Source organism: Herpetosiphon giganteus (genome assembly GCF_016907925.1).
In the GTDB taxonomy this organism is placed as follows: domain Bacteria; phylum Chloroflexota; class Chloroflexia; order Chloroflexales; family Herpetosiphonaceae; genus Herpetosiphon; species Herpetosiphon giganteus.
In genome coordinates this window covers 317,394-336,162 of the sequence record NZ_JAFBCZ010000002.1, presented here as the reverse complement: position 1 = coordinate 336,162, position 18,769 = coordinate 317,394, and the positions used below count along the sequence as shown (strand labels likewise).

At 52.2% G+C, this 18,769-nt stretch carries 19 protein-coding genes and 1 riboswitch; of the genes, 13 read left to right on the top strand and 6 right to left on the bottom strand.

Annotated features, from left to right (window positions below):
- Nucleotides 1-275: 275 nt before the first annotated feature.
- Nucleotides 276-842, bottom strand: a complete 567-nt coding sequence (gene rfbC, locus JOD20_RS03030) for a dTDP-4-dehydrorhamnose 3,5-epimerase (protein WP_204753843.1) — start codon at nt 840-842, stop codon at nt 276-278.
- Nucleotides 843-919: 77 nt separating this feature from the next.
- Between rfbC and JOD20_RS03025 the strand changes: the two genes are divergently transcribed.
- A complete protein-coding gene (locus JOD20_RS03025; RefSeq protein ID WP_204753842.1) occupies nt 920-2,473 on the top strand; it encodes a tRNA nucleotidyltransferase/poly(A) polymerase-related protein in 1,554 nt (517 codons plus the stop codon).
- Here the strand turns inward: JOD20_RS03025 and JOD20_RS03020 are convergent.
- From JOD20_RS03020 to ftcD, 3 genes are all read right to left on the bottom strand, one after another.
- On the bottom strand, nt 2,444-2,581 hold the full coding sequence (locus JOD20_RS03020) for a hypothetical protein (RefSeq protein ID WP_204753841.1): 138 nt from the start codon (nt 2,579-2,581) through the stop codon (nt 2,444-2,446). The genes JOD20_RS03025 and JOD20_RS03020 overlap by 30 nt on opposite strands.
- A gap of 184 nt (nt 2,582-2,765) precedes the next feature.
- Nucleotides 2,766-2,930, bottom strand: a complete 165-nt coding sequence (locus JOD20_RS03015; protein ID WP_164689801.1) for a hypothetical protein — start codon at nt 2,928-2,930, stop codon at nt 2,766-2,768.
- 61 nt (nt 2,931-2,991) lie between these two features.
- The gene (ftcD, locus tag JOD20_RS03010; RefSeq protein ID WP_204753840.1) at nt 2,992-4,476 is read right to left on the bottom strand and encodes a glutamate formimidoyltransferase; all 1,485 of its coding nucleotides are present in this window, start codon (nt 4,474-4,476) and stop codon (nt 2,992-2,994) included.
- Between the two features lie 386 nt (nt 4,477-4,862).
- Between ftcD and JOD20_RS03005 the strand changes: the two genes are divergently transcribed.
- Nucleotides 4,863-5,450, top strand: a complete 588-nt coding sequence (locus JOD20_RS03005) for a hypothetical protein (RefSeq protein ID WP_204753839.1) — start codon at nt 4,863-4,865, stop codon at nt 5,448-5,450.
- 65 nt (nt 5,451-5,515) lie between these two features.
- Here JOD20_RS03005 and JOD20_RS03000 read toward each other — a convergent pair whose 3' ends face one another.
- Nucleotides 5,516-6,676, bottom strand: coding sequence for a thiamine ABC transporter substrate-binding protein (locus JOD20_RS03000; protein WP_204753838.1), 1,161 nt, complete (start codon nt 6,674-6,676; stop codon nt 5,516-5,518).
- Between the two features lie 57 nt (nt 6,677-6,733).
- Nucleotides 6,734-6,836: riboswitch (TPP riboswitch) on the bottom strand.
- A 482-nt stretch (nt 6,837-7,318) separates the two neighbouring features.
- Here JOD20_RS03000 and JOD20_RS02995 point away from each other — a divergent pair.
- Genes JOD20_RS02995 through JOD20_RS02980 form a run of 4 tightly spaced genes read left to right on the top strand, consistent with a single transcriptional unit; the run spans nt 7,319 to nt 11,899 of the window.
- On the top strand, nt 7,319-9,217 hold the full coding sequence (locus tag JOD20_RS02995) for an ATP-binding cassette domain-containing protein (RefSeq protein WP_204753837.1): 1,899 nt from the start codon (nt 7,319-7,321) through the stop codon (nt 9,215-9,217).
- Nucleotides 9,214-10,251 carry a sulfate ABC transporter substrate-binding protein gene (locus JOD20_RS02990; protein ID WP_204753836.1) on the top strand — a complete coding sequence of 346 codons (1,038 nt, stop codon included), beginning with the start codon at nt 9,214-9,216 and terminating at the stop codon, nt 10,249-10,251. The genes JOD20_RS02995 and JOD20_RS02990 overlap by 4 nt, the downstream gene beginning before the upstream one ends.
- Nucleotides 10,248-11,090, top strand: coding sequence for a sulfate ABC transporter permease subunit CysT (gene cysT, locus JOD20_RS02985; RefSeq protein ID WP_204753835.1), 843 nt, complete (start codon nt 10,248-10,250; stop codon nt 11,088-11,090). The genes JOD20_RS02990 and cysT overlap by 4 nt, the downstream gene beginning before the upstream one ends.
- Nucleotides 11,087-11,899 carry a sulfate ABC transporter permease gene (locus JOD20_RS02980; protein WP_204753834.1) on the top strand — a complete coding sequence of 271 codons (813 nt, stop codon included), beginning with the start codon at nt 11,087-11,089 and terminating at the stop codon, nt 11,897-11,899. Before cysT ends, JOD20_RS02980 begins: the two co-directional genes overlap by 4 nt.
- 445 nt (nt 11,900-12,344) lie before the next feature.
- On the opposite strand, the gene JOD20_RS02975 is transcribed toward JOD20_RS02980, so the two are convergent.
- Nucleotides 12,345-12,845: an FKBP-type peptidyl-prolyl cis-trans isomerase gene (locus tag JOD20_RS02975; RefSeq protein WP_338034169.1), complete on the bottom strand. Its 501-nt coding sequence runs from the start codon at nt 12,843-12,845 to the stop codon at nt 12,345-12,347.
- A gap of 340 nt (nt 12,846-13,185) precedes the next feature.
- On the opposite strand from JOD20_RS02975, the gene JOD20_RS02970 reads away from it, so the two are divergent.
- From JOD20_RS02970 to JOD20_RS02940, 7 genes are all read left to right on the top strand, one after another.
- Entirely contained in the window at nt 13,186-14,898 is a 1,713-nt protein-coding gene (locus JOD20_RS02970; RefSeq protein WP_204753833.1) for a coiled-coil domain-containing protein, read from the top strand.
- Nucleotides 14,899-14,907: 9 nt separating this feature from the next.
- Nucleotides 14,908-15,102 carry a hypothetical protein gene (locus tag JOD20_RS02965; protein WP_054536849.1) on the top strand — a complete coding sequence of 65 codons (195 nt, stop codon included), beginning with the start codon at nt 14,908-14,910 and terminating at the stop codon, nt 15,100-15,102.
- A 94-nt stretch (nt 15,103-15,196) separates the two neighbouring features.
- Nucleotides 15,197-16,186 carry an AAA family ATPase gene (locus tag JOD20_RS02960; RefSeq protein ID WP_054536848.1) on the top strand — a complete coding sequence of 330 codons (990 nt, stop codon included), beginning with the start codon at nt 15,197-15,199 and terminating at the stop codon, nt 16,184-16,186.
- A complete protein-coding gene (locus JOD20_RS02955; RefSeq protein ID WP_204753832.1) occupies nt 16,183-16,908 on the top strand; it encodes a DsbA family protein in 726 nt (241 codons plus the stop codon). The genes JOD20_RS02960 and JOD20_RS02955 overlap by 4 nt, the downstream gene beginning before the upstream one ends.
- 27 nt (nt 16,909-16,935) lie before the next feature.
- A complete protein-coding gene (locus JOD20_RS02950; protein ID WP_204753831.1) occupies nt 16,936-17,820 on the top strand; it encodes a DUF58 domain-containing protein in 885 nt (294 codons plus the stop codon).
- 14 nt (nt 17,821-17,834) lie between these two features.
- Entirely contained in the window at nt 17,835-18,200 is a 366-nt protein-coding gene (locus tag JOD20_RS02945) for a hypothetical protein (protein WP_204753830.1), read from the top strand.
- A gap of 1 nt (nt 18,201) precedes the next feature.
- Nucleotides 18,202-18,762 carry a YcxB family protein gene (locus tag JOD20_RS02940; RefSeq protein WP_204753829.1) on the top strand — a complete coding sequence of 187 codons (561 nt, stop codon included), beginning with the start codon at nt 18,202-18,204 and terminating at the stop codon, nt 18,760-18,762.
- Nucleotides 18,763-18,769 lie beyond the last annotated feature (7 nt).

The following is an 18,769-nucleotide window of genomic DNA, read 5'->3' as shown; positions in this document are numbered from 1 at the left end:
GGTGCTTGATTGGTTCTTGACACCCCGATCATACCGCAGGTTCGCTGATGCGTCATTCCTTAATGCTTAAAAACCTACCCCCGAAAGGGCTGAAACCCCCCTGCGTTTCCCGCCTTGAGGCGGGACGGAAGGGTGGTGATAACACATGATAGATAACAACATACCCTTAGTAAGGAGGCTTCCTTGCATTTTCCGCCTTGAGGCAGGATGGAAGGATGGTGATCAGACGGTATCTATATCTGATCACCACCAAATAGCTCGAGAAACAGGGAAAACTAACCGCGATAGCGAAACGCCGGATTCTCCAAATAGGCTTCGAGGCCCATTGCAGCTTGGTCGCGACCAGAGAGCGTTGGTTCGCTCATTGGCCACTCGATGCCAATGAGCGGATCGTTCCAGCGCACCGCGCCCTCGGTTTCGGGAGCATATAAGCCTGTACAGCGATATTGCACTTCGGCAAACTCCGAGAGCACCACAAAGCCATGGCCAAAGCCCGAAGGAATCAGAAATTGTAAAAAGTTATCGGCGCTGAGTTCCACCCCAACCCACTGGCCAAAGGTCGGCGAACCCACCCGCAAATCCACTGCCACATCGAAAATTTTGCCAACGCTACAACGCACCAATTTATCCATTGGCTGGCGCTCATCTTGATAATGTAAGCCGCGCAGCACGCCTTGCTTGGAACGTGAGTGATTATCCTGCACAAAATCAGTAGGCAGACCGAGTTCAGCAAACTTAGTCTGGTGGTATGTTTCAAGGAAGAAGCCGCGTTCATCGGCAAACACGCTTGGTTTAATAATGACAACGCCATCAAGCGCCGTTTGCGTTACGGTCAAACTCATTGCCTTTATTCCTTTCGCCATTCTGTGGTTCGATTATCCAACAATTATAGAGCATAGCTGCCTAAAGTGAGTTTTATATGCAGATCAGTCAGATTCAGTTTCCCCAAACTGCGGATTATTTAAGTTTACGCCAAGCCTTGAGCGTGCTCAAACAATTGCTCGGCGCGCGACCAGCCTGGGTCGTTGGCGGCACGCTGCGCGATCTGGTGATTGGGCGGGCCTTGCAGGATGTTGATTTAGTTGTCGATCAACCAGCAATTGCCTTAGCCCAAACCCTTGCCAACCAGCTCAACGCCAGTTTGGTGGTGCTTGATGCAGCGCGCGATATTGGCCGCGTCGTGTTGCACGATGGCAACTATCTCGATCTGGCGCATTTGCGGGCCGCCGATTTGGCTGGCGATTTGGCTGATCGTGATTTTACGATTAATGCCATGGCCGCACCGCTCTTCGAGCAGGCTCAACTTGGCCAGATGATCGATCCCCACGCTGGCTTAGCCGATATTCAAAGCGCAACCGTGCGCATGGTGCAAGCCAACGCCTTGGCCAACGACCCCTTGCGCATGCTGCGGGCCGTGCGCATCGCCGCCCAACTTGGCTGGCAGCTTGATCCAGCAACCGATCAGGCGATTCGGGCGCACGCCGAAACAATCACCCAAGTCGCCGTTGAACGAGTGCGCGTTGAACTATTGGCAATTTTGGCTACTCGCTGGAGCGCTAGTTGGCTACGCTATTTAGATCGAGCTAATCTTTTACCAAGCATTATTCCTGAGATTCGCCCGATGTACCACCACACCCAGCCCAATATTCACTTTTTGGATGTGTGGGAACATTCGCTCGAAACAATTACGGCAGGCGAATGGCTGCTCGCCCAGTTGGAGCACGATCAACAGCCAGCCCCACCAGCGCCGCCAGCCCTTGCCGATGATTGGCATCCACCAGCCTTTTTTCAACAGCCAGCAACTTTGCGCATGCTGCCAAATTTAAGCTTGCAACTGCAATGGGCCGCTCAGGTTGTGGCTCAAATTCAGCAGCCCATCGGCAACACCGCCAGTCATCGGGCACTCTGGAAAATGGCCATCCTCTTGCACGATTGTGCCAAGCCTGCAACCCGTGTCGATAAGCCCGATGGTAGCGTCTCGTTTCATGAACATCAAACAGTTGGGGCCGAAATTGCCCGCGGCGTGTATCAACGCTTGCGCTTTAGCAACCAAGAAATTGAATATATGGGTAAGGTGATTGCGGGGCATATGCGGCCAGGCCAGCTCTATTCGCAGCCAGAAACCAGCGCCAAAGCGGCCTATCGCTTCTTTCGCGATTTAAAGGAAAGCGCGGTTGATACCCTATTACACGCCTTGGCCGACCATATGGCCACGCGCGGGCCGTTACTACAAGAACATCATTGGGCCTACCAAGCCGCTTGGACAGACGCAATGCTTGGGTTTCACTGGGATGCCGAGGCCCAACAAAAACGTGCACCCTTGGTTGATGGGCACACGTTGATGCAAGAGCTAGGTTTGCCAGCTGGCCCGCAAATTGGAGCGTTGCTTGAGGCAATTCGTGAGGCTCAAGCAGCTGGCGAAGTGACCGATCGTGAAAGCGCCTTAGCGCTGGCGCGTCGGCTTCATGCGTAATTGTGGCTCATCGCTGTCGTCCTCGACCACAGGTGTTGAGCGCGAAACATAGGGCAATGCGGCTAATGCCACAAGCAGGAGCGCAACAAAAAATAATGTCGTCAGCATGGCGACCTCCATGGGCTTGTGTTTCCAGAGGCAGCGTACTCAATAACTTCATGCTACGCCAGTATGCCGATCTGATGAGCGCCTGATGGCCGACTGATACTCCGCCGCAAGACCGATTAAATGCCAAGCCGATCAATAACCATGCATTGGTTGATTGATCGGCTCGTTTAATTGCCTAAGAGTTTTAGGCTTTAGCTTGCTTTTGCAAGTCCGCCAATTGACGATCAAGGCGGGCTGAGATGTCGCGGTACATATCGCCACGGGATCGGGCGGCATCAAGTTTACGTTGTAAGTCGATGACGCGCACCAAAGCAGCCAAGCCAACGACAATCAGAAGCCAACGAGCCATTGAAAAATCTCCTCGCGATACGCAGAAGTTGATCTATGTGCTCATTGTAGCATAACCCTGCTTAGAGTGTCACCAATTGTTGCAAGCCTTGTTCAGCCTGTTGGCGCAAGGTGGCAACCTTAGCACTGAACACGTCGCGTTGTTGGCTATCGCTCAAATCGCCAAGATTAACCAGCACATTTAGGCAAGCACCATTCACCGCCGCATAGGCCAAATAGCCGCCAACTTGGGCATCGGTGCGTGCATTGACGTTGCCTTGGGTCGCCAAAAGCTGCAAATCAGCAAACAAACTAGCAGCTTGTTGGGCAACTTGCAAGGGAATTTCGCAGGCATGCACAATCGCGGCAGCCATTTGTTGCTCCCGATCAGCTTGATCGTCGGGCAATTTACGGGCAACGCTGATCGCATTAAATGCTGCGCTATCAGCCAAAGCCAATTTGCCCAAATTTGTTGTTGCTTCGCTCACGCGCTCCAAGGCGGCGGCGATAATTGGCTTAACGGCTGCATATTTTTTGCGACTAACCGTTAAATTGGCCACCATTTGGCCCAACGAGCCAGCCAAAGCCCCAGCCAACGCTGCCGCCGAGCCGCCACCAGGCGTTGGCGTACCAGCAGCAAAGGCTTGCAAGGTGCTATTTGGCAGCCAATTATCGCCACTTGGCGCGGCCAATTTGGCCTCAAGCACTTGGTCGCGGCGAAAATTGTTGAGTTGCAGATAGTGCTCGGCGGCATCAAACAGCGCATCTTGCGGCACCAGCCCAATCACTTCGCCCTCGGTAATCGTCACGCCATAGCGCATAGCCTCGGCCCGCACCAATTCTTGCACCCGATGAATTGGCGTGCCACGGAAATTCACCAAGTTCATCGAGATTTGAGCGCGGCCATCGACCAGCAAGCCCAAAGCTTTGACATAGCGCAAACCACCGCCAAGATAGCGAATCGATTTGGCGATTTTTTTGGCAATCTCAACATCGGTTGTATTTAAATAGATATTGTAGGCAATTAATGGTTGGCGTGCGCCGACGACGGTTGCTCCAGCGGGGGTGGCTACGGCTGGGCCAAAATCTGGCTCGCGAGCAGCATCAACCCCAACTGCTTTGCGCCAAGCTTCGTATTCGCCTTTGCGTACATCGGCCAAATTCTGGCGTTCGGGGCGGGTGGCAGCCTCTTCATAAAGATAGACCGCAATCCCCAGCTCTTCGCCAATCCGCTTGCCAACTTTGCGCGCCAAGGCTACACATTGCTTCATGCTGGTTTGGCCCAACGGCACAAACGGCACAACATCGGTCGCGCCGATGCGTGGATGCTCGCCGCGATGCGTATCCAGATCAATCAAGCCTTGGGCAGTGCGCGTGGCTTGGAAGGCAGCTTCGCCAACCGCCTCGGCTTCGCCTGCAAAGCTAATCACCGTGCGATTATGATCAGCGTCAGATTGAACATCGAGCAATTGCACTCCAGCAACTGCCGTAATTGCATCACGAATGGCGTGCACAACCTCCGTGCGACGGCCTTCGCTAAAATTCATAATACTTTCGACCAAGCCCATTGCTGTCTCCTTTGACGAACCACAACGGCCCAAGTATAGATCAGATGCTGAGAATTTGGTTAAGCAACCGGTCAAGAATCTTAATCGCCCATTGACATCATCCTCACCTAATACTCATCTGTTGGCGGCATACTACAGGTGCGTTTCCTCTCAATCCGAAAAGGTCAGCCGTGCTCTTGGGTGGAACGGCACGGCTGGCTCAACGGAACTGATTTTTCCTCACCAAATAGCTGCACCAAGACCAACCAAGCATGATACAATACAGCGCGAGTTGGAAGCCTTAACTCAATGAGTTGAGGATTACTGGCTTGTTTGCGATTGAAAATAACGTGCTATCGTAACAACACTTGTCGATCAATTTAATCTTTGCTATCTGAGGGACGCACATGGCTGATACAAGCGATGAAAAAAAGGCGCGGCTCGATGCGATTCGCGCAGCCAATGCCGCTAAAAAAGCTGCTGAAGGCGAAGCGCCTGCGGCTGCACCTGCACCTGCTGCGCCGGTCGTAGCGGCAACCACCGAGGCTCCCGCAACTGCTGCGGTTGGTGCCAATATGTCGGATGATAAAAAAGCACGCTTGGAAGCAATTCGGGCTGCGAAAAAAGCTGCTGCCGCTGATGCACCTGCTGCGCCAGTTGTCGCCGCTACGCCAGCGCCTGCCGCCGCTGCACCTGTGGTTGCCGCCACACCTGCCGCCGCGCCAGCAACTGCTGCCGCTCCTGTCGCAGCAAAACCAGCCGCACCAGCCAGCACTGGCAACGATTCAATCAGCGCCAATTCGATTATCTCGCTGACTATGCTTGGTCGGCTTAAACGGATTCTCGTTGGCGTTGCCTTCTGTGTCTTGATCGGCTTGGGCTTGGCAAGCGTTACCGGCCAATATTTGCTCGGTGGTGGCTTCGGCGCATTGATCGGCGCTGTCGGCGGCTTGATGGTTGGCGATTGGCCAGCAGTCAAAACCACTGGCGACTAAAAAAGCCTGTTAAACCAAAAACATCCCCTGCAACCAGCTTGGAATTGCAGGGGATGTTTGTTTTTTTAGCGCAGCACAGTTTCTTGCCATTCGTTGAGCCAGCGCTCGCGGTTGGCCGAAATATCGGCTGGCGCAAGCGTCACAACTTCGCTTGGCACTTGGGCATATTGGTCGAATTCAGCAGGCACTTTGGCGCTTGGCAAAGCAGGATACACAAACATCTGGCCGCCAATATCGCTTTGGAATGCGTCGCTGAGCATATAGTCGATCCATGCTTTGCCCAATTCTGGGTTTTTGGCATCTTTCAACAAGCCCACAAATTCAATTTGTTGGAACGAAGCACCAGGCAACAACAAATTACCAGTTGGCGCATCGGTCAAAGGCGTTGTGGCAAACATCACTTCGGCGGCAGGGCTGGTGGCATAACTCACGGCCAACGGATATTGGCCATCGCTAGCTCCGCTAAAATCGCCATAGTAGGCTTCTTCCCAGCCACTGGCGACTTTAATTTCGTTGGCGCGCAAGTCGCTCCAGAAGTTGCGCCACGTATATTCGCCGCTCTCGCCAAAGTGGCCAATCGTGGCCAACATAAATGATAAACCAGGTGATGATGTGGCTGGATTTTCAACCACCAACTTGCCTTTCCACTCAGGCTTGGTCAAATCGCGCAAATCGGTTGGCAAGCTCAGGCCAGCTTCGGCCACAGCAGCTTTATCATAATTAATTGTGACATAGCCAACATCAACTGGCGAAACCCGATTTTGAGCATCAAGCTTTAATTCAGCAGGAATTTGCTCAAGATTTTTGGATGCATAGGCTTCGAAAATATCTGCATCAAGCGCGCGGCTCAAAAAGGTATTATCAACGCCATACAACACATCGCCCAAGGGTGCGCCTTTGGCCAAAATGCTCTTGTTCAGCGCCTCGCCAGCATCGCCCGATTCGAGAATCTGCACGGTCGCGCCGGTCATTTCTTCAAAGCCCGAAATAACTTCGCTGCTAATCGCAAAGCTATCGTGCGAAACCACGACCAAGGTTTGGCCAGCAAATTGGCCGCTATCGGTGGGCGCTTGGGTGGCTTGGGTGGCTGCTGGCGTAACCTCAGCCGCAGCGGTTGTGGCTGGCGTAGGTTCGACCGCCGTTTCAGCAGTTGGCGTAGCCGCCGCACCACAGCCAGCTAAAACCAATGAACTGATTGTTAAAAAACTAAGTAACCAACGTTTCACGAATAAACTCCTTGAACATTGGCTAGAGACCACATGCAAAAATCCCGCGCACGGCGGGATTAAACCACGCCGCTTTCCTTCGCTCGTGCTAACGAGATCAGGTTCAGAGGGTCTTTCGCCGTTGCGAAATCTCAGCCATGTGGCACCCCTAGCGGTTGTTATCTGTAATTGCTCACACAATAGCACAAAATTTTTGAATCAGCAAAACATGCCCTCACCCCAACCCCTCTCCCGTGGCGCGGGCGAGGGGGAGCCGACTATTGTTTATGGAAAACCACAGGGTTAAAGCCCCTCGCCCCTGAATCCCGACCCCTCTTTTTGGTTTCGACAGTTCTCCATCCTTCGTGCTCTTCGTGTTCTTCGCGGTTCCCGCAAACTGGCCCCTCGCCCCTGAATCCTGACCCCTCTTTTGGAACAAGCTTTGGAATTGGCAGGTGTGATGATAAGAGTAGCTAGAAACACCACACGTTTGATTGAATTGGAACGCCTATGCGGTATGGCCAACCCGCCTAGCAGCATCACCCACGGATGCGCTCGGTTGATCGATCAAACAGGCAACTAGCCCAACGACGCGCCAGTTAGCCAATTTGGAACCGAATTGGAACATAGCTGGAACATGCTTGGAACCATAAGGAGGGTGCGATGTCGATTGTGCTTGATCAACTGACCAAACGCTACGAGCAACATGCGGTGGTCAATAAAGTGGCATTACAAATTCATGATGCTGAATTTTTTGTGTTGCTAGGCCCGAGCGGAAGTGGCAAAAGCACGATTTTGCGCATGATCGCAGGCTTGGCTCCAGTCGATACTGGCCGGATTGTGCTCCATGGCCGCGATGTTACCGATTTGAATCCTCAGGCCCGCGATGTGGGCTTTGTTTTCCAAAATTATGCGCTGTTTGAACATATGACAGTCGCCGAAAATGTTGAATTTGCCTTACGCATTCGCAAGGTCGAGCGCAAGCAACGCAGCGAACGCCGCGACCAATTATTAGAACTCGTCGGCTTGGCAGGCTTGGGCAAGCGTTTGCCACGCCAACTTTCTGGCGGCCAACAACAACGGGTAGCCTTAGCCCGCGCCTTGGCCCACAACCCAGCAGTTTTGCTGCTCGACGAGCCATTTGGCGCACTCGATGCCAAAATTCGCACCGATTTGCGCCGCAATTTGCGCAGCATTCAACGCGAACTGGGCATTACGACGATTTTCGTGACCCACGATCAAGAAGAAGCCTTTGAATTGGCCGACCGACTTGGCGTGATGAATATGGGCCGTTTGCTCGAAGTTGGCACGCCCAATGAACTCTATCAACGCCCACAAACTGAATTTGTCGCCACCTTCCTTGGCAGCGCCAATGTGCTGCTTGGCCAGTGCAACGATGTTGGGGTACAAGTTGGGTCGATGACCTTCCCGCTGCAAACATCAAGCACCGCCGAGCATCATCCTGCCGTGCAAGTCGTCATTCGCCCAGAAGATGTGGTTTTGGCCAAAACCGAAGCTGCCTTGCGCTCGCCATCGCTAGGCCAAGCCACCGTCGAAACCCAAACCTTTGTTGGTGCATTTGAACGGATTCGCCTGCGTTTGCCAGCGTTGCCCGACGTGCACTCGATTGCGCCAGTGCGGCCTTTTGGCGAGCACGCAATTTTGATCGATGCCCTGCGTAACCCAGATGAAGCCCGTAATTTGCCAATTCACAGCGGCGATCAATTGTGGATCGGCGTGCGCCGTTTGCATGCCCTCAGCCAACGTGGCCTGAATGTCTTAATGATTTCCGATAGCCAGCCAGTCGCCGAAACAGCCTTGAATATCGGTGGCAACTTGGCACGTTTGGCTCATGCCCGCGCGACGGTCGTAGCCCGCGATGGTAACGAAGCTGGGTTGCGCACTCGCATCCAAGCAGTGCGTGAGCAGCTTGGCGCTGGCTTGCCGCATCTACAAACCCGTTTATCAACCACCAGTTTGAGCGAAACTGTGCGCCGCGAAACCGAACACGAACCCTGCGATATTGTGGTGCTCGGCACGGAAGCACGCAATGCAGAACGTGATGCAACCCAATTATTGAGCGTGGCCCAACAGCATGTACTGCTCGTGCCACCAACCGCCAAAGCATGCAGCAAAGCCCTTATTTGCCTAAGCGATGGCGAGCCAAGCAAAGAAGATGTAGCGTTTGCCGGACGCTTACTGGGATCGGTGGGCGCAAGCGCAACCCTGATTTCGGTAGCAACCCAAACCAACGATATTGACCGCCTCGAGCGATTTTTACAAAGCAGCGCCGCTAGTTTACGTCGCCATGAAGTTGTGACCGACAGCAAAGTGCTGGTTGGCAACATCGCGCAAACCATCAATGCCGAGATCAAACGCGGGGGCTATGATCTGGTAATTGTTGGCGCGCCACTGGGAGCCTACAGCAGCAATTACGACCTTGGCAGCGTGGTTGGCCCACTCTTGAGCCAACTTAGCGTACCAGTTTTGATTATTCGTTCAAGTTATCTTCAGCCAATGCCTGAACGGCTGGCTTTGAATGTTTTGGAGACAGTGGCATGAAACGTTTGCATTTTAGCTTATTGAGCTTGTTAATCGTCGCATTGTTGGCAGCATGTGGCGAAGCCAGCCCAACCACCACCAGCGGCAATGGCGCAGTTACCACCATCACCTTGGGCGCATATACCACGCCGCGCGAAGCCTATGCCAAATTAATTCCACTGTTCCAAGCAAAATGGAAGGCCGATACTGGCGGCGAGGTCAAGTTTGAAGAATCTTACCAAGGTTCGGGCGCGCAATCACGGGCGATTGTCGAAGGTTTTGAGGCCGATTTAGCAGCGCTTTCGCTCGAAGCCGATATTAACCGCATCAGCGATGCAGGCCTGATTACTCACGATTGGAAAGCTGGCACGCACTCGGGCATGGTCAGCACCTCGGTTGTGGTCTTTGCAGTGCGCGAAGGCAACCCCAAAGGCATCCAAGATTGGGCCGATTTGGCCAAGCCTGGCGTGCAAATTTTGACTCCCGACCCACGCACCAGCGGCGGCGCACAATGGAATATTTTGGCCTTGTATGGCGCAGCCAAGCGTGGCCATGTCACTGGTGTGCCAGCCAACGACGAAGCAGCCCAAGCCTTCTTGGCCAGCGTGCTCAAAAATGTCGTCGTGTTCGACAAAGGCGCACGCGAAAGCATCACCAACTTTGAAAAAGGTGTTGGCGATGTGGCAATTACCTATGAAAATGAAGTGCTGGTTGGCCAAAAAGGCGGCCAAAAATATGAAATGGTCATTCCATCGTCAACCATTTTGATCGAAAACCCGATTGCCTTGATCGACAAATCGGTTGAAAAACATGGCAATCGCCAAGCAGTCGAAGCCTTTATCAATTTCTTACACAGCCGCGAAGCCCAAGAAGTGTTTGCTGAATTTGGCTTGCGCTCGGTCGATGCCGATGTTGCCAAGGCCACTGCTGAGCGCTATCCCGCCATTACTGATCAATTTACAATCAATGAATTTGGCGGCTGGAGCAAAGCCACGCCTGAATACTTTGGCGATAACGGCGTTTATGCCAAAGTGCTAGCGCAGGTACAGCAATGACAACCCAAACAATTGAACGCACGACCCCACGTTTACCGTGGGGTCGTTGGAGTATCCGCGGCGCTGCCTTAACCTATTTGGCAGTATTTTTGGTATTGCCATTAATTGTTGTGGTTGTCGATGGGCTGGGTGCTGGCGTTGAATCAATCACCAGCATCATTAGCTCGCCAATTGCCCGCCATGCGATTTGGCTCACCATTTGGACTGGCCTTGTGATGGCGTTGATTAATGCCGTCATGGGCTTATTAACCGCCTTCGTGCTGGTGCGCTATGAATTTCCCGGCAAAACGCTGCTCAATGCTGTAGTGGATTTGCCATTTGCCATCCCCACCTTGGTCACTGGCGTGATGCTGGTGATTTTGTATGGGCCGCAAGCAGCGATTGGCAGCTGGCTCGATCAGCAGCTTGGCTGGAAAGTGATTTTCGCCCCCTCAGGCATTATTCTGGCGCTACTGTTTACCTCATTTCCCTTTGTGGTGCGCTCGGTTCAGCCAGTCTTGATCAACCTTGATCGGTCAAGTGAAGAGGCTGCGGCTACTTTAGGCGCGCCAGCTTGGCAAATTTTTTGGCGCGTCACCTTGCCTGCGCTGCTGCCAGCCTTGGTTTCGGGCACATTGCTGAGTTTTGCCCGTGCGATTGGCGAATTTGGCGCGATTGTGGTGGTTGCTGGCAATATTCCCTTGCGCTCGCAAACTGCCGCCATTTACGTCTATGGCGAAATCGAATCGGGCAGCCAACGCGATGCAAGCGCCATGTCATTGGTGATGTTGGCGATTGCGCTTGGCACGATGACCTTGGTTGATTGGCTCAGTCGCCGCCGGCAGGAGGTACAGCCATGAACTGGCGCAAATGGCTATTAATTAGCATTGTCGTGGGCTATATGGGCATGTTGATCATTGCCCCGTTAGGTGCGATTGTGTTTGGTGCGTTTCGCGAAGGTCTGCCTGCAATGCTTGAAGCCTTGCAGCACCCGCATGTGCTACGCTCGTTTGGCCTGACCATCATCATTTGTTTGGTGGTAGTGGCGATTCATGGCATCTTTGGCACGCTGGTGGCGTGGGTGTTGGTGCGCCATCAATTTATGGGCAAAGCACTGATCAATCGCTTGCTCGATTTGCCATTTGCCATGTCGCCAGTGATTGTGGGCTTCACGTTGATTGTGCTTTTTGGCCGCAACGGCGTGCTTAAGCCGCTGACCGAGGCCATGGGCTGGCAAATTGCCTTTGCCCTGCCAGGCATGATTTTGGCAACCCTGTTTGTGACCTTGCCGTTCATGATACGCGAATTGATGCCGGTGCTCGAAGCCTTTGGGCGCAAGCAAGAAGAGGCCGCCGCAACCTTGGGCGCAAGTGGCTGGCAAACCTTCCGCTTAGTGACCTTTCCGGCATTGCGTTGGGCCTTTTTGTATGGCTTAGGACTCACGTGTGCGCGCGCCTTGGGCGAATTCGGAGCGGTGTTGGTGATTAGCGGCGGGATTCAAGGCCGCACCGAAACCGCAACCGTCTATATTTTCCGCGCCCTCGACGACCGCCAATACGCGGGAGCCTATAGCGCTGCCTTGCTGCTTGGCGCAATCTCGTTGGTCTTAGTCTTAGTGATCGATGTGTTTCATCGGCGTTCACAAAAGAGCATAGAACATAGAGCATAGAGCATAGAACATAGATGTACTGGTGCATTGCGTTAGCAACCGCAGCATTCCCGCATCGCAACCCTATCCCAAGGGTTGGTTTCGACGGAACACCACCCATCCGCAGGTTCATCAACAGATGCGGTTCGGTCACGAATTGTCCTTGAGAGGGTGCAGGGGGATTAAAGCCCCCTGCGTCTCCCGCTGGCGGGACGGAAGGGTGGAAAAGAAATATGGTGGTTAATGTGATGAACCATTACACTTTTGGCTATGGGAACATAATTTGTAGCTACAAACTCAGTATTCGGGCACTTTGTGGATCAAGTCTTTACCGCAGAAGCGCAGAGAATGTATGGCTATAGGCTATGGGCTATCGGAGTTTTAGTTGAAATACCCCAAACTCGATAGCCCATCTTTGTGTTCTTCGTGCTCTTCGTGGTTAAAAATGCTAGAACTGATTGTTGTCCTAACGAACGACAGTTACCTCAACATCAAACACCAAATCGGCGTTGCCAGGAATTGTCCCTTGCCCTTGTGCGCCATAGGCCAAGGCTGAAGGAATGATCAAGCGGCGCTTGCCACCTTGTTTCATGCCAATCAAGCCTTCATTCCAACCAGTGATAACCATCGCACTACCGACGTTTTCGACCGCAAATGCTTGGCTACCAACGTTTGAATCGAATTGTGAGCCATCTGATTTAAGGTAGCCAGTGTAATAGACTTCAGCAGTTGAGCCAGCGATTACTTCAGGGCCAGTGCCAACCACAATATCGACATAGCGCAAGCCACTTGCGGTTTGCTTGGCTTCTAAGCCAGCAGGCAAGGCAGGAATAACTGCCGAAACATCTGAAATATCAACACCTGCGGTGGCTGAGGTTGGCACAACAGTCGGGTTTTCAGGCCGCGTAATCTCGCCACAGCCAACTAAGCTCACCGCAACCAGCATCGAAAGCAAAATCCGTTTCACGTAAAACCCTTTCATTGCAAATTGAAACCAAACGTCGCTATTATACCTTGCTTCACATATTCATCAGCTTTGCATCATTTTCAAGCACGCCAAAATCTTCTAGGATAGGGCGTGGAACAATCTGTGCATGGTTGACGTTCTATTGATAGGCAAACACAAAGGGGGTTCCCAATGGAACGATTGTCAGACAAAATTTCAGCCGCATTATTTGTCGTTATGCTTCTGTCGATACCCTTTTTATATGCAATTGTTAGCGGCAGCTAAAGTAAAAGTGACTGTCGCCAAATATTAATCTCGCTCAGCACATGAGTCGTGTATAATGCGGCGAAGGAGATTAGGTATGGCACAACCAACCGAGATTGTTCATCTGCTACGCCCATTCGGGCGGCGCTTACGCCTTGCCGATACATTGCAATGGCTGAGTCGCACATTTTGGCTCCCTGCTCTTGGCTTTGCTTTAATTCAAGGCGCAGGTCGGCTCTTCCCGATTCCCAACTGGACATTGTGGTCATTAGTTCCCTTCGCAATTTGGCTGGTTGCCTTATTGGTGGTAGCCCTGCGCCCACAATCGAGCAGCCGCATCGCCCAACGCAGCGATCTTGAGCTTGATTTGCGCGAACGACTATCGACCGCGCTCGAATTGCACAAACGCGATGATCGCGGGCCACTCGATGACGTGCAATATAACGATGCGCTCGATAAAGCCCGCAATGCCAATGCCAAGGATATTCGGGTTGCACCACCGCGCAAACATCGCTTGTGGTGGGGCTTGGCAGCATTATTTTTAATGCTGGGCATCACCTCTGCCGTATTACCGAATATTCAAAGCAATGTCTTAGCTGAACGCGAAGCCGTCAAAACCGATCTCGAACGGATCGCTGACCGCATCGATGAAACGCGCCAAGAAATTGCCAAAGACGAAAAACTTTCGCCAGAAGAACGCGCCGAATTGGATCGCCAATTGGCTGAATTATCCAAGGATTTGCGCGAAAATACTGGCTCACGCGAAGATGCGCTCGCGAAAATCTCGCGCACCGAGCAACAACTGCAAAAGCGTTTGGATTCACGGGCCAGCGCACGTCAAGCCTCGTTGCAAGAGCTAGCCCAAGCGCTCAAAAACCAGCGTGGTGCCAGCCAAGAGCAACGCCCAGAGGCCAGCGACGCAGCCAAAGAGCTTGAGCAAGCAGCCCAGGATGCAGAAAAGATGACTCCTGAGCAGCGCGAGCAATTGGCCAATGCGCTTGAGCAACAAGCCAACCAAACCGCTGCAACCAATCCAGAAATGGCCCAATCGTTGCGCGATGCTGCGAGCGCCTTACGCAGTGGCAATCTTGCCGATGCCCGCTCAGCCTTGCAACGCGCCAGCAATCAAGCCAGCCAAAGCGCTGAACAATTGCAGGACCAAGAAGGCGTTGAACAAGCCTTGAGCGAAGTCCAAAATAGCCGCGATCAAGCAGCCCAAGCTGGCCAACCAGGCCAACAAAATCAGCAAGCTGGCCAGCAAGGCCAACAAGGTCAACAAGGCCAACAAGGTCAGCAAGGCCAACAAGGTCAACAAGGTCAAGGCCAAGGTCAAGGTCAAGGCCAAGGTCAGGGTCAGGGCCAAGGTCAAGGTCAGGGTCAGGGCCAAGGTCAAGGTCAAGGTCAGGGCCAAGGTCAGGGTCAAGGCCAGGGCAATGGTGCTGGTGGCGGCGGTGGCAGCCAAGCAGGGAATCTTGGCAGCGGCAACAGCAACGGCAGCGGCAATGGCACAGGCCGCAACGACCGCACCTTCCCGGGCACTGGCAACGACAAAGGTATGGTCTACCAACCTTGGAAACCAGGCGACCCCAATAACCCAAGCAATGTGACTGGTCAGCCCAATGGCAGCGGCAGCGCCCCAAGCCAACCAAGCGGCAGCACAGGGCCTGGCATCGCCAATGGCTCGCAAGTACCTTATAATCAAGCCAACCCGGACTACCAAGAATCGGCAGGTCGGGCTGTGGATAGCGGATACATCCCACCACAACTGAAGAACTTTATCCGTGACTACTTTAACCAATTGGAACAGTAAGAGGATTCTATGTTTCTAGCCCTTGAGTTCGTGTTTCTAAGCCTGCTTGCAGGCGGTATGTGGACCCTGTTGGTCGCGACGCGACGCTTCAACATCAGCCAACGTGCAATGACGATTTCGTTTGCTGCTACTGCGCTCGGCTGGATGGGCTTTTTGCTCACCACAATTGCTCTGTTGGTTTATGCCACAACACAACTCACGTAGCGAAGAGCAAGAGTTTTAGGTTCGAGGCTATAGGTTTTTGCTTGAATCAGGTATGATTCAGAGACCTATAGCCTTTTGTTGATAAGGAGTTTGGATGCAATACACTGAACGCGATGCTGAGATGTTTCGGCGCACTGCCGCTGCCATTGAGGCTGAAATAGGCAAAGTGATTGTAGGGCAACGTGCCTTGATCCGCCAAACATTAATTACCTTGCTGGCAGGCGGCAATGCCTTGCTCGAAGGTGTGCCTGGCTTGGCCAAAACCACCCTAATTCGGACGCTTTCTGATGCTGTCGATTGCCAATTCAGTCGGATTCAGTTTACCCCCGACTTGATGCCTGCTGACATCATCGGTACCACGATCATCGCCGAAGATGAACAAGGTCAAAAAGAGTTCCGCTTCCAACGCGGGCCGATTTTTTCCAACCTTGTGCTGGCCGATGAAATTAACCGCGCAACGCCAAAAACCCAATCGGCACTGCTTGAGGCCATGCAAGAACATACGGTCAGTGTGGCCCGCACCAGCTACAAGCTCGAAGAGCCATTCTTTGTGCTCGCAACCCAAAACCCACTCGAAATGGAAGGAACTTACCCGCTGCCAGAAGCGCAGCTCGACCGTTTCTTCTTCAAAATTAATGTGCCATTTCCATCACCGCAAGAGTTGGTAGAAATTGCCCAACGCACCACTGGCACGGATCAAGCCAAGCCGCAAAAAGTGATTAATGGCGCGACCTTGATTCAGCTGCAACAGATGGCGCGTTCGGTGCCCGTTGCGACCCATGTGTTGAGCTATGCCGCCCGCATTATTAGCGCAACCCATCCAGACAGTGCGCTCGCACCAGAGCAAGTCAAACGCTATGTTAGCTATGGCTCCAGCCCTCGGGGCATGCAAGCCTTGATTTTGGCTGGCAAAATTAGCGCCTTGCTTGATGGCCGCACCAATGTGGCCTACCGCGATTTGCGCGATATGGCAACCCCAACCTTGCGCCACCGGATTATCTTGTCGTTTGAGGGTCAAGCTGAGGGAGTTAATAGCGAAAGCATCGTTAATAGCATTTTGGAATCAATTAAGGAAGAAGCATGACCCGCCGTATTGCCCTAATCATCTTGGCTCTCGTTTTGGCCAGCTGTGGCAGCTACGAAGCTGATACAGGCCGTCAAGTCAGTATTCGCCCAACGATTGTGCCATCAACGCCTGCGCCGCCGCCAACCAAAGATACGTTGGGCATTGCCAGCGAATTTATTCCGTTGGCCAAGCCAGCCCAAATTCCTGCCGACGACCAACGCTCACTTGGCGATCCGAACGCGCCAGTGACGATTGTTGAATATAGCGATTTCCAATGCCCATTCTGCCAGCGCCATCATGTCTCGGTTTTTCCTGACCTGAAGGCCAAATATATCGACACTGGCAAAGTGCGCTATGTATTCCGCAACTATATCGCCGTCGAAAGCCATACCTCAGCGCCAGCAGCCGGTGTTGCCAGCTTCTGCGCCATGGATCAAGGCAAATTTTGGGAGATGTACGACATCTTGTTTGTGCGCGCCAGCGAGTGGGGCATTGATCCTAGCCTTGCACCCAAAACAATGCTCAAGTATGCAGAAGAATTGGGCTTGAACCCAACAACCTTTGCCCAATGCCAAGCAGACCCAGCAGTCTTAGCCCAAGTTAACGCTGAAACCGCCGAGGCCGTCGCTGCTCAAGCAACTGGCACGCCAGCCTTTTTCATTGGCAACTACATCATTCCTGGTGCCTACCCAATGGAAGGCTTCGATGCAGCAATCACCTTGGCAAGCCAAAATCAATAATCCTTGGTTGAGTGTGGAGATGTTGACATGAGCGAACAAGCAGCGCTATTTGAACCACAATTCTTAAAACAATTGGATCGTTTGGCGCTGCTGACGCGCCGCAATATTGCAGGCCAGATGCAAGGCGAACGTCGCTCGCCACGCCGTGGCTCGTCGGTTGAATACGCCGATTTCAAGCCTTACACGCCCGGCGACGACTTTCGCCAAATCGACTGGAATTTATATGCCCGCTTGGAGAAGTTCTTCCTCAAGCTGTTTGTGGCCGAAGAAGAAATTACGCTCCACTTGTTGATTGACACCAGCGCTTCGATGGATTGGGGTGAGCCAAACAAGCTGCGCTATGCAGCGCAAGCAGCGGGAGCCTTGGGCTACATCGCCTTAGCCAGCCTTGATCGCGCCCAAGTAACCAGTTTTGGTGGCGGCAACGAGCAACGGATTCCTGCTGGGCGTGGGCGGGCAGGCGTGCCACCCTTATTCAACTTGCTCAGCCAACTTAAAGGCAACGGCAATACCAGTTTGTTGCAAGCCAGCCGCCGCTATGTGCAAACTGCACGGGTTGCTGGGCCGCTCTTGTTGTGTAGCGATTTGCTCACACCCGATTGGGAAGAAGCCTTGCGCACGCTTGGCCGCCGCCCATTTGAGATAACGGTGCTGCATGTGCTCTCACCAGATGAGCTAAACCCACCATTCGAGGGCGATTTAAAATTGCTCGACGCTGAAGGTGGCGAGGCACTCGATATTAGTGCTGATCTCGATTTATTGCAACGTTATGTTGAGCGCTTGCAAGCATGGCGCGAAGAAGTTGAGCATTTTTGCACAACCCGCGGCATCAACTATATCTTTGTTGATACCAGCTTGCCACTAGAATCATTGTTAGTTTCAGTCTTACGTGAACGCCAAATTGTGCGCTAGAGTTTGAGGGACAAATGGAGAAGGATAAATTTAAACGCTTACGGCGTTTTGTCTATGGCTTAACGATTGTTTTGTTGATTGCAGGAATATATGTTGCAACCCAATTAAATAGACCGTTTATCGGCGCTATCTTGATTATTGCCAGCCTGCTTTCTTGTTATCGTGGCATTCGCTACATTGGCTATTTAGAACGTGATGAAATCATCGACGATCCACGAATTACGCGCCATCGCCAAGAATCAGCCAATGTTATCTATGTGTCGATTGTTGATGATGCAGGTAATCTGTTGCCAGATGCAGAAGCCAAAGCCAAAGTTCGGCGAGCTGAAGCCCAAGCAGGCCCACGCGATACAGTTGTTGCAGTAAAGCATAAGGTTTAATATGCAACCAATTGAATTAGAGTATCAGCTTGATTTTAATGATTATCAAGCAGCACATTTAGCAATCTTTAAGCATGTACCAAAATATCAAGAAGCACTTAATTTAAATCGCTATTATGTGCTATTACTGTACGTTTTAGGCATAGGAATGATTGCATTTTTTATCGCTTCGCTGATTCAAGTTGATCAATTATCAGTATGGTTAATTGTAGTCGGCTTGATGCTAATTAGTGGCTGGGTCGTTTATAGCAATCGCGATATGCGTGAATTTACTTTAGATTATTTCAAAAAAAACTATCAAACTGAGCATATCAGCTTTGAAACACCATTAACAGTAAATATCTATCCAACCTATATTCAACAAACAAATGTTTATTGGAATATTGAATTTAAATGGATTTTCATTCAAACAATCTTGGATGAAGCAGAACATATTATTTTGATGTCCAAGAATAATCGTTTGGTGGTTATTCCCAAGCGAGCCTTTAAATCGCCAGCCGATCAGCAGATGGCGTTGCAACAATTTGCGCAATATCATGCCGATGCGCAGCTAGCAGAGTGAGTAGATA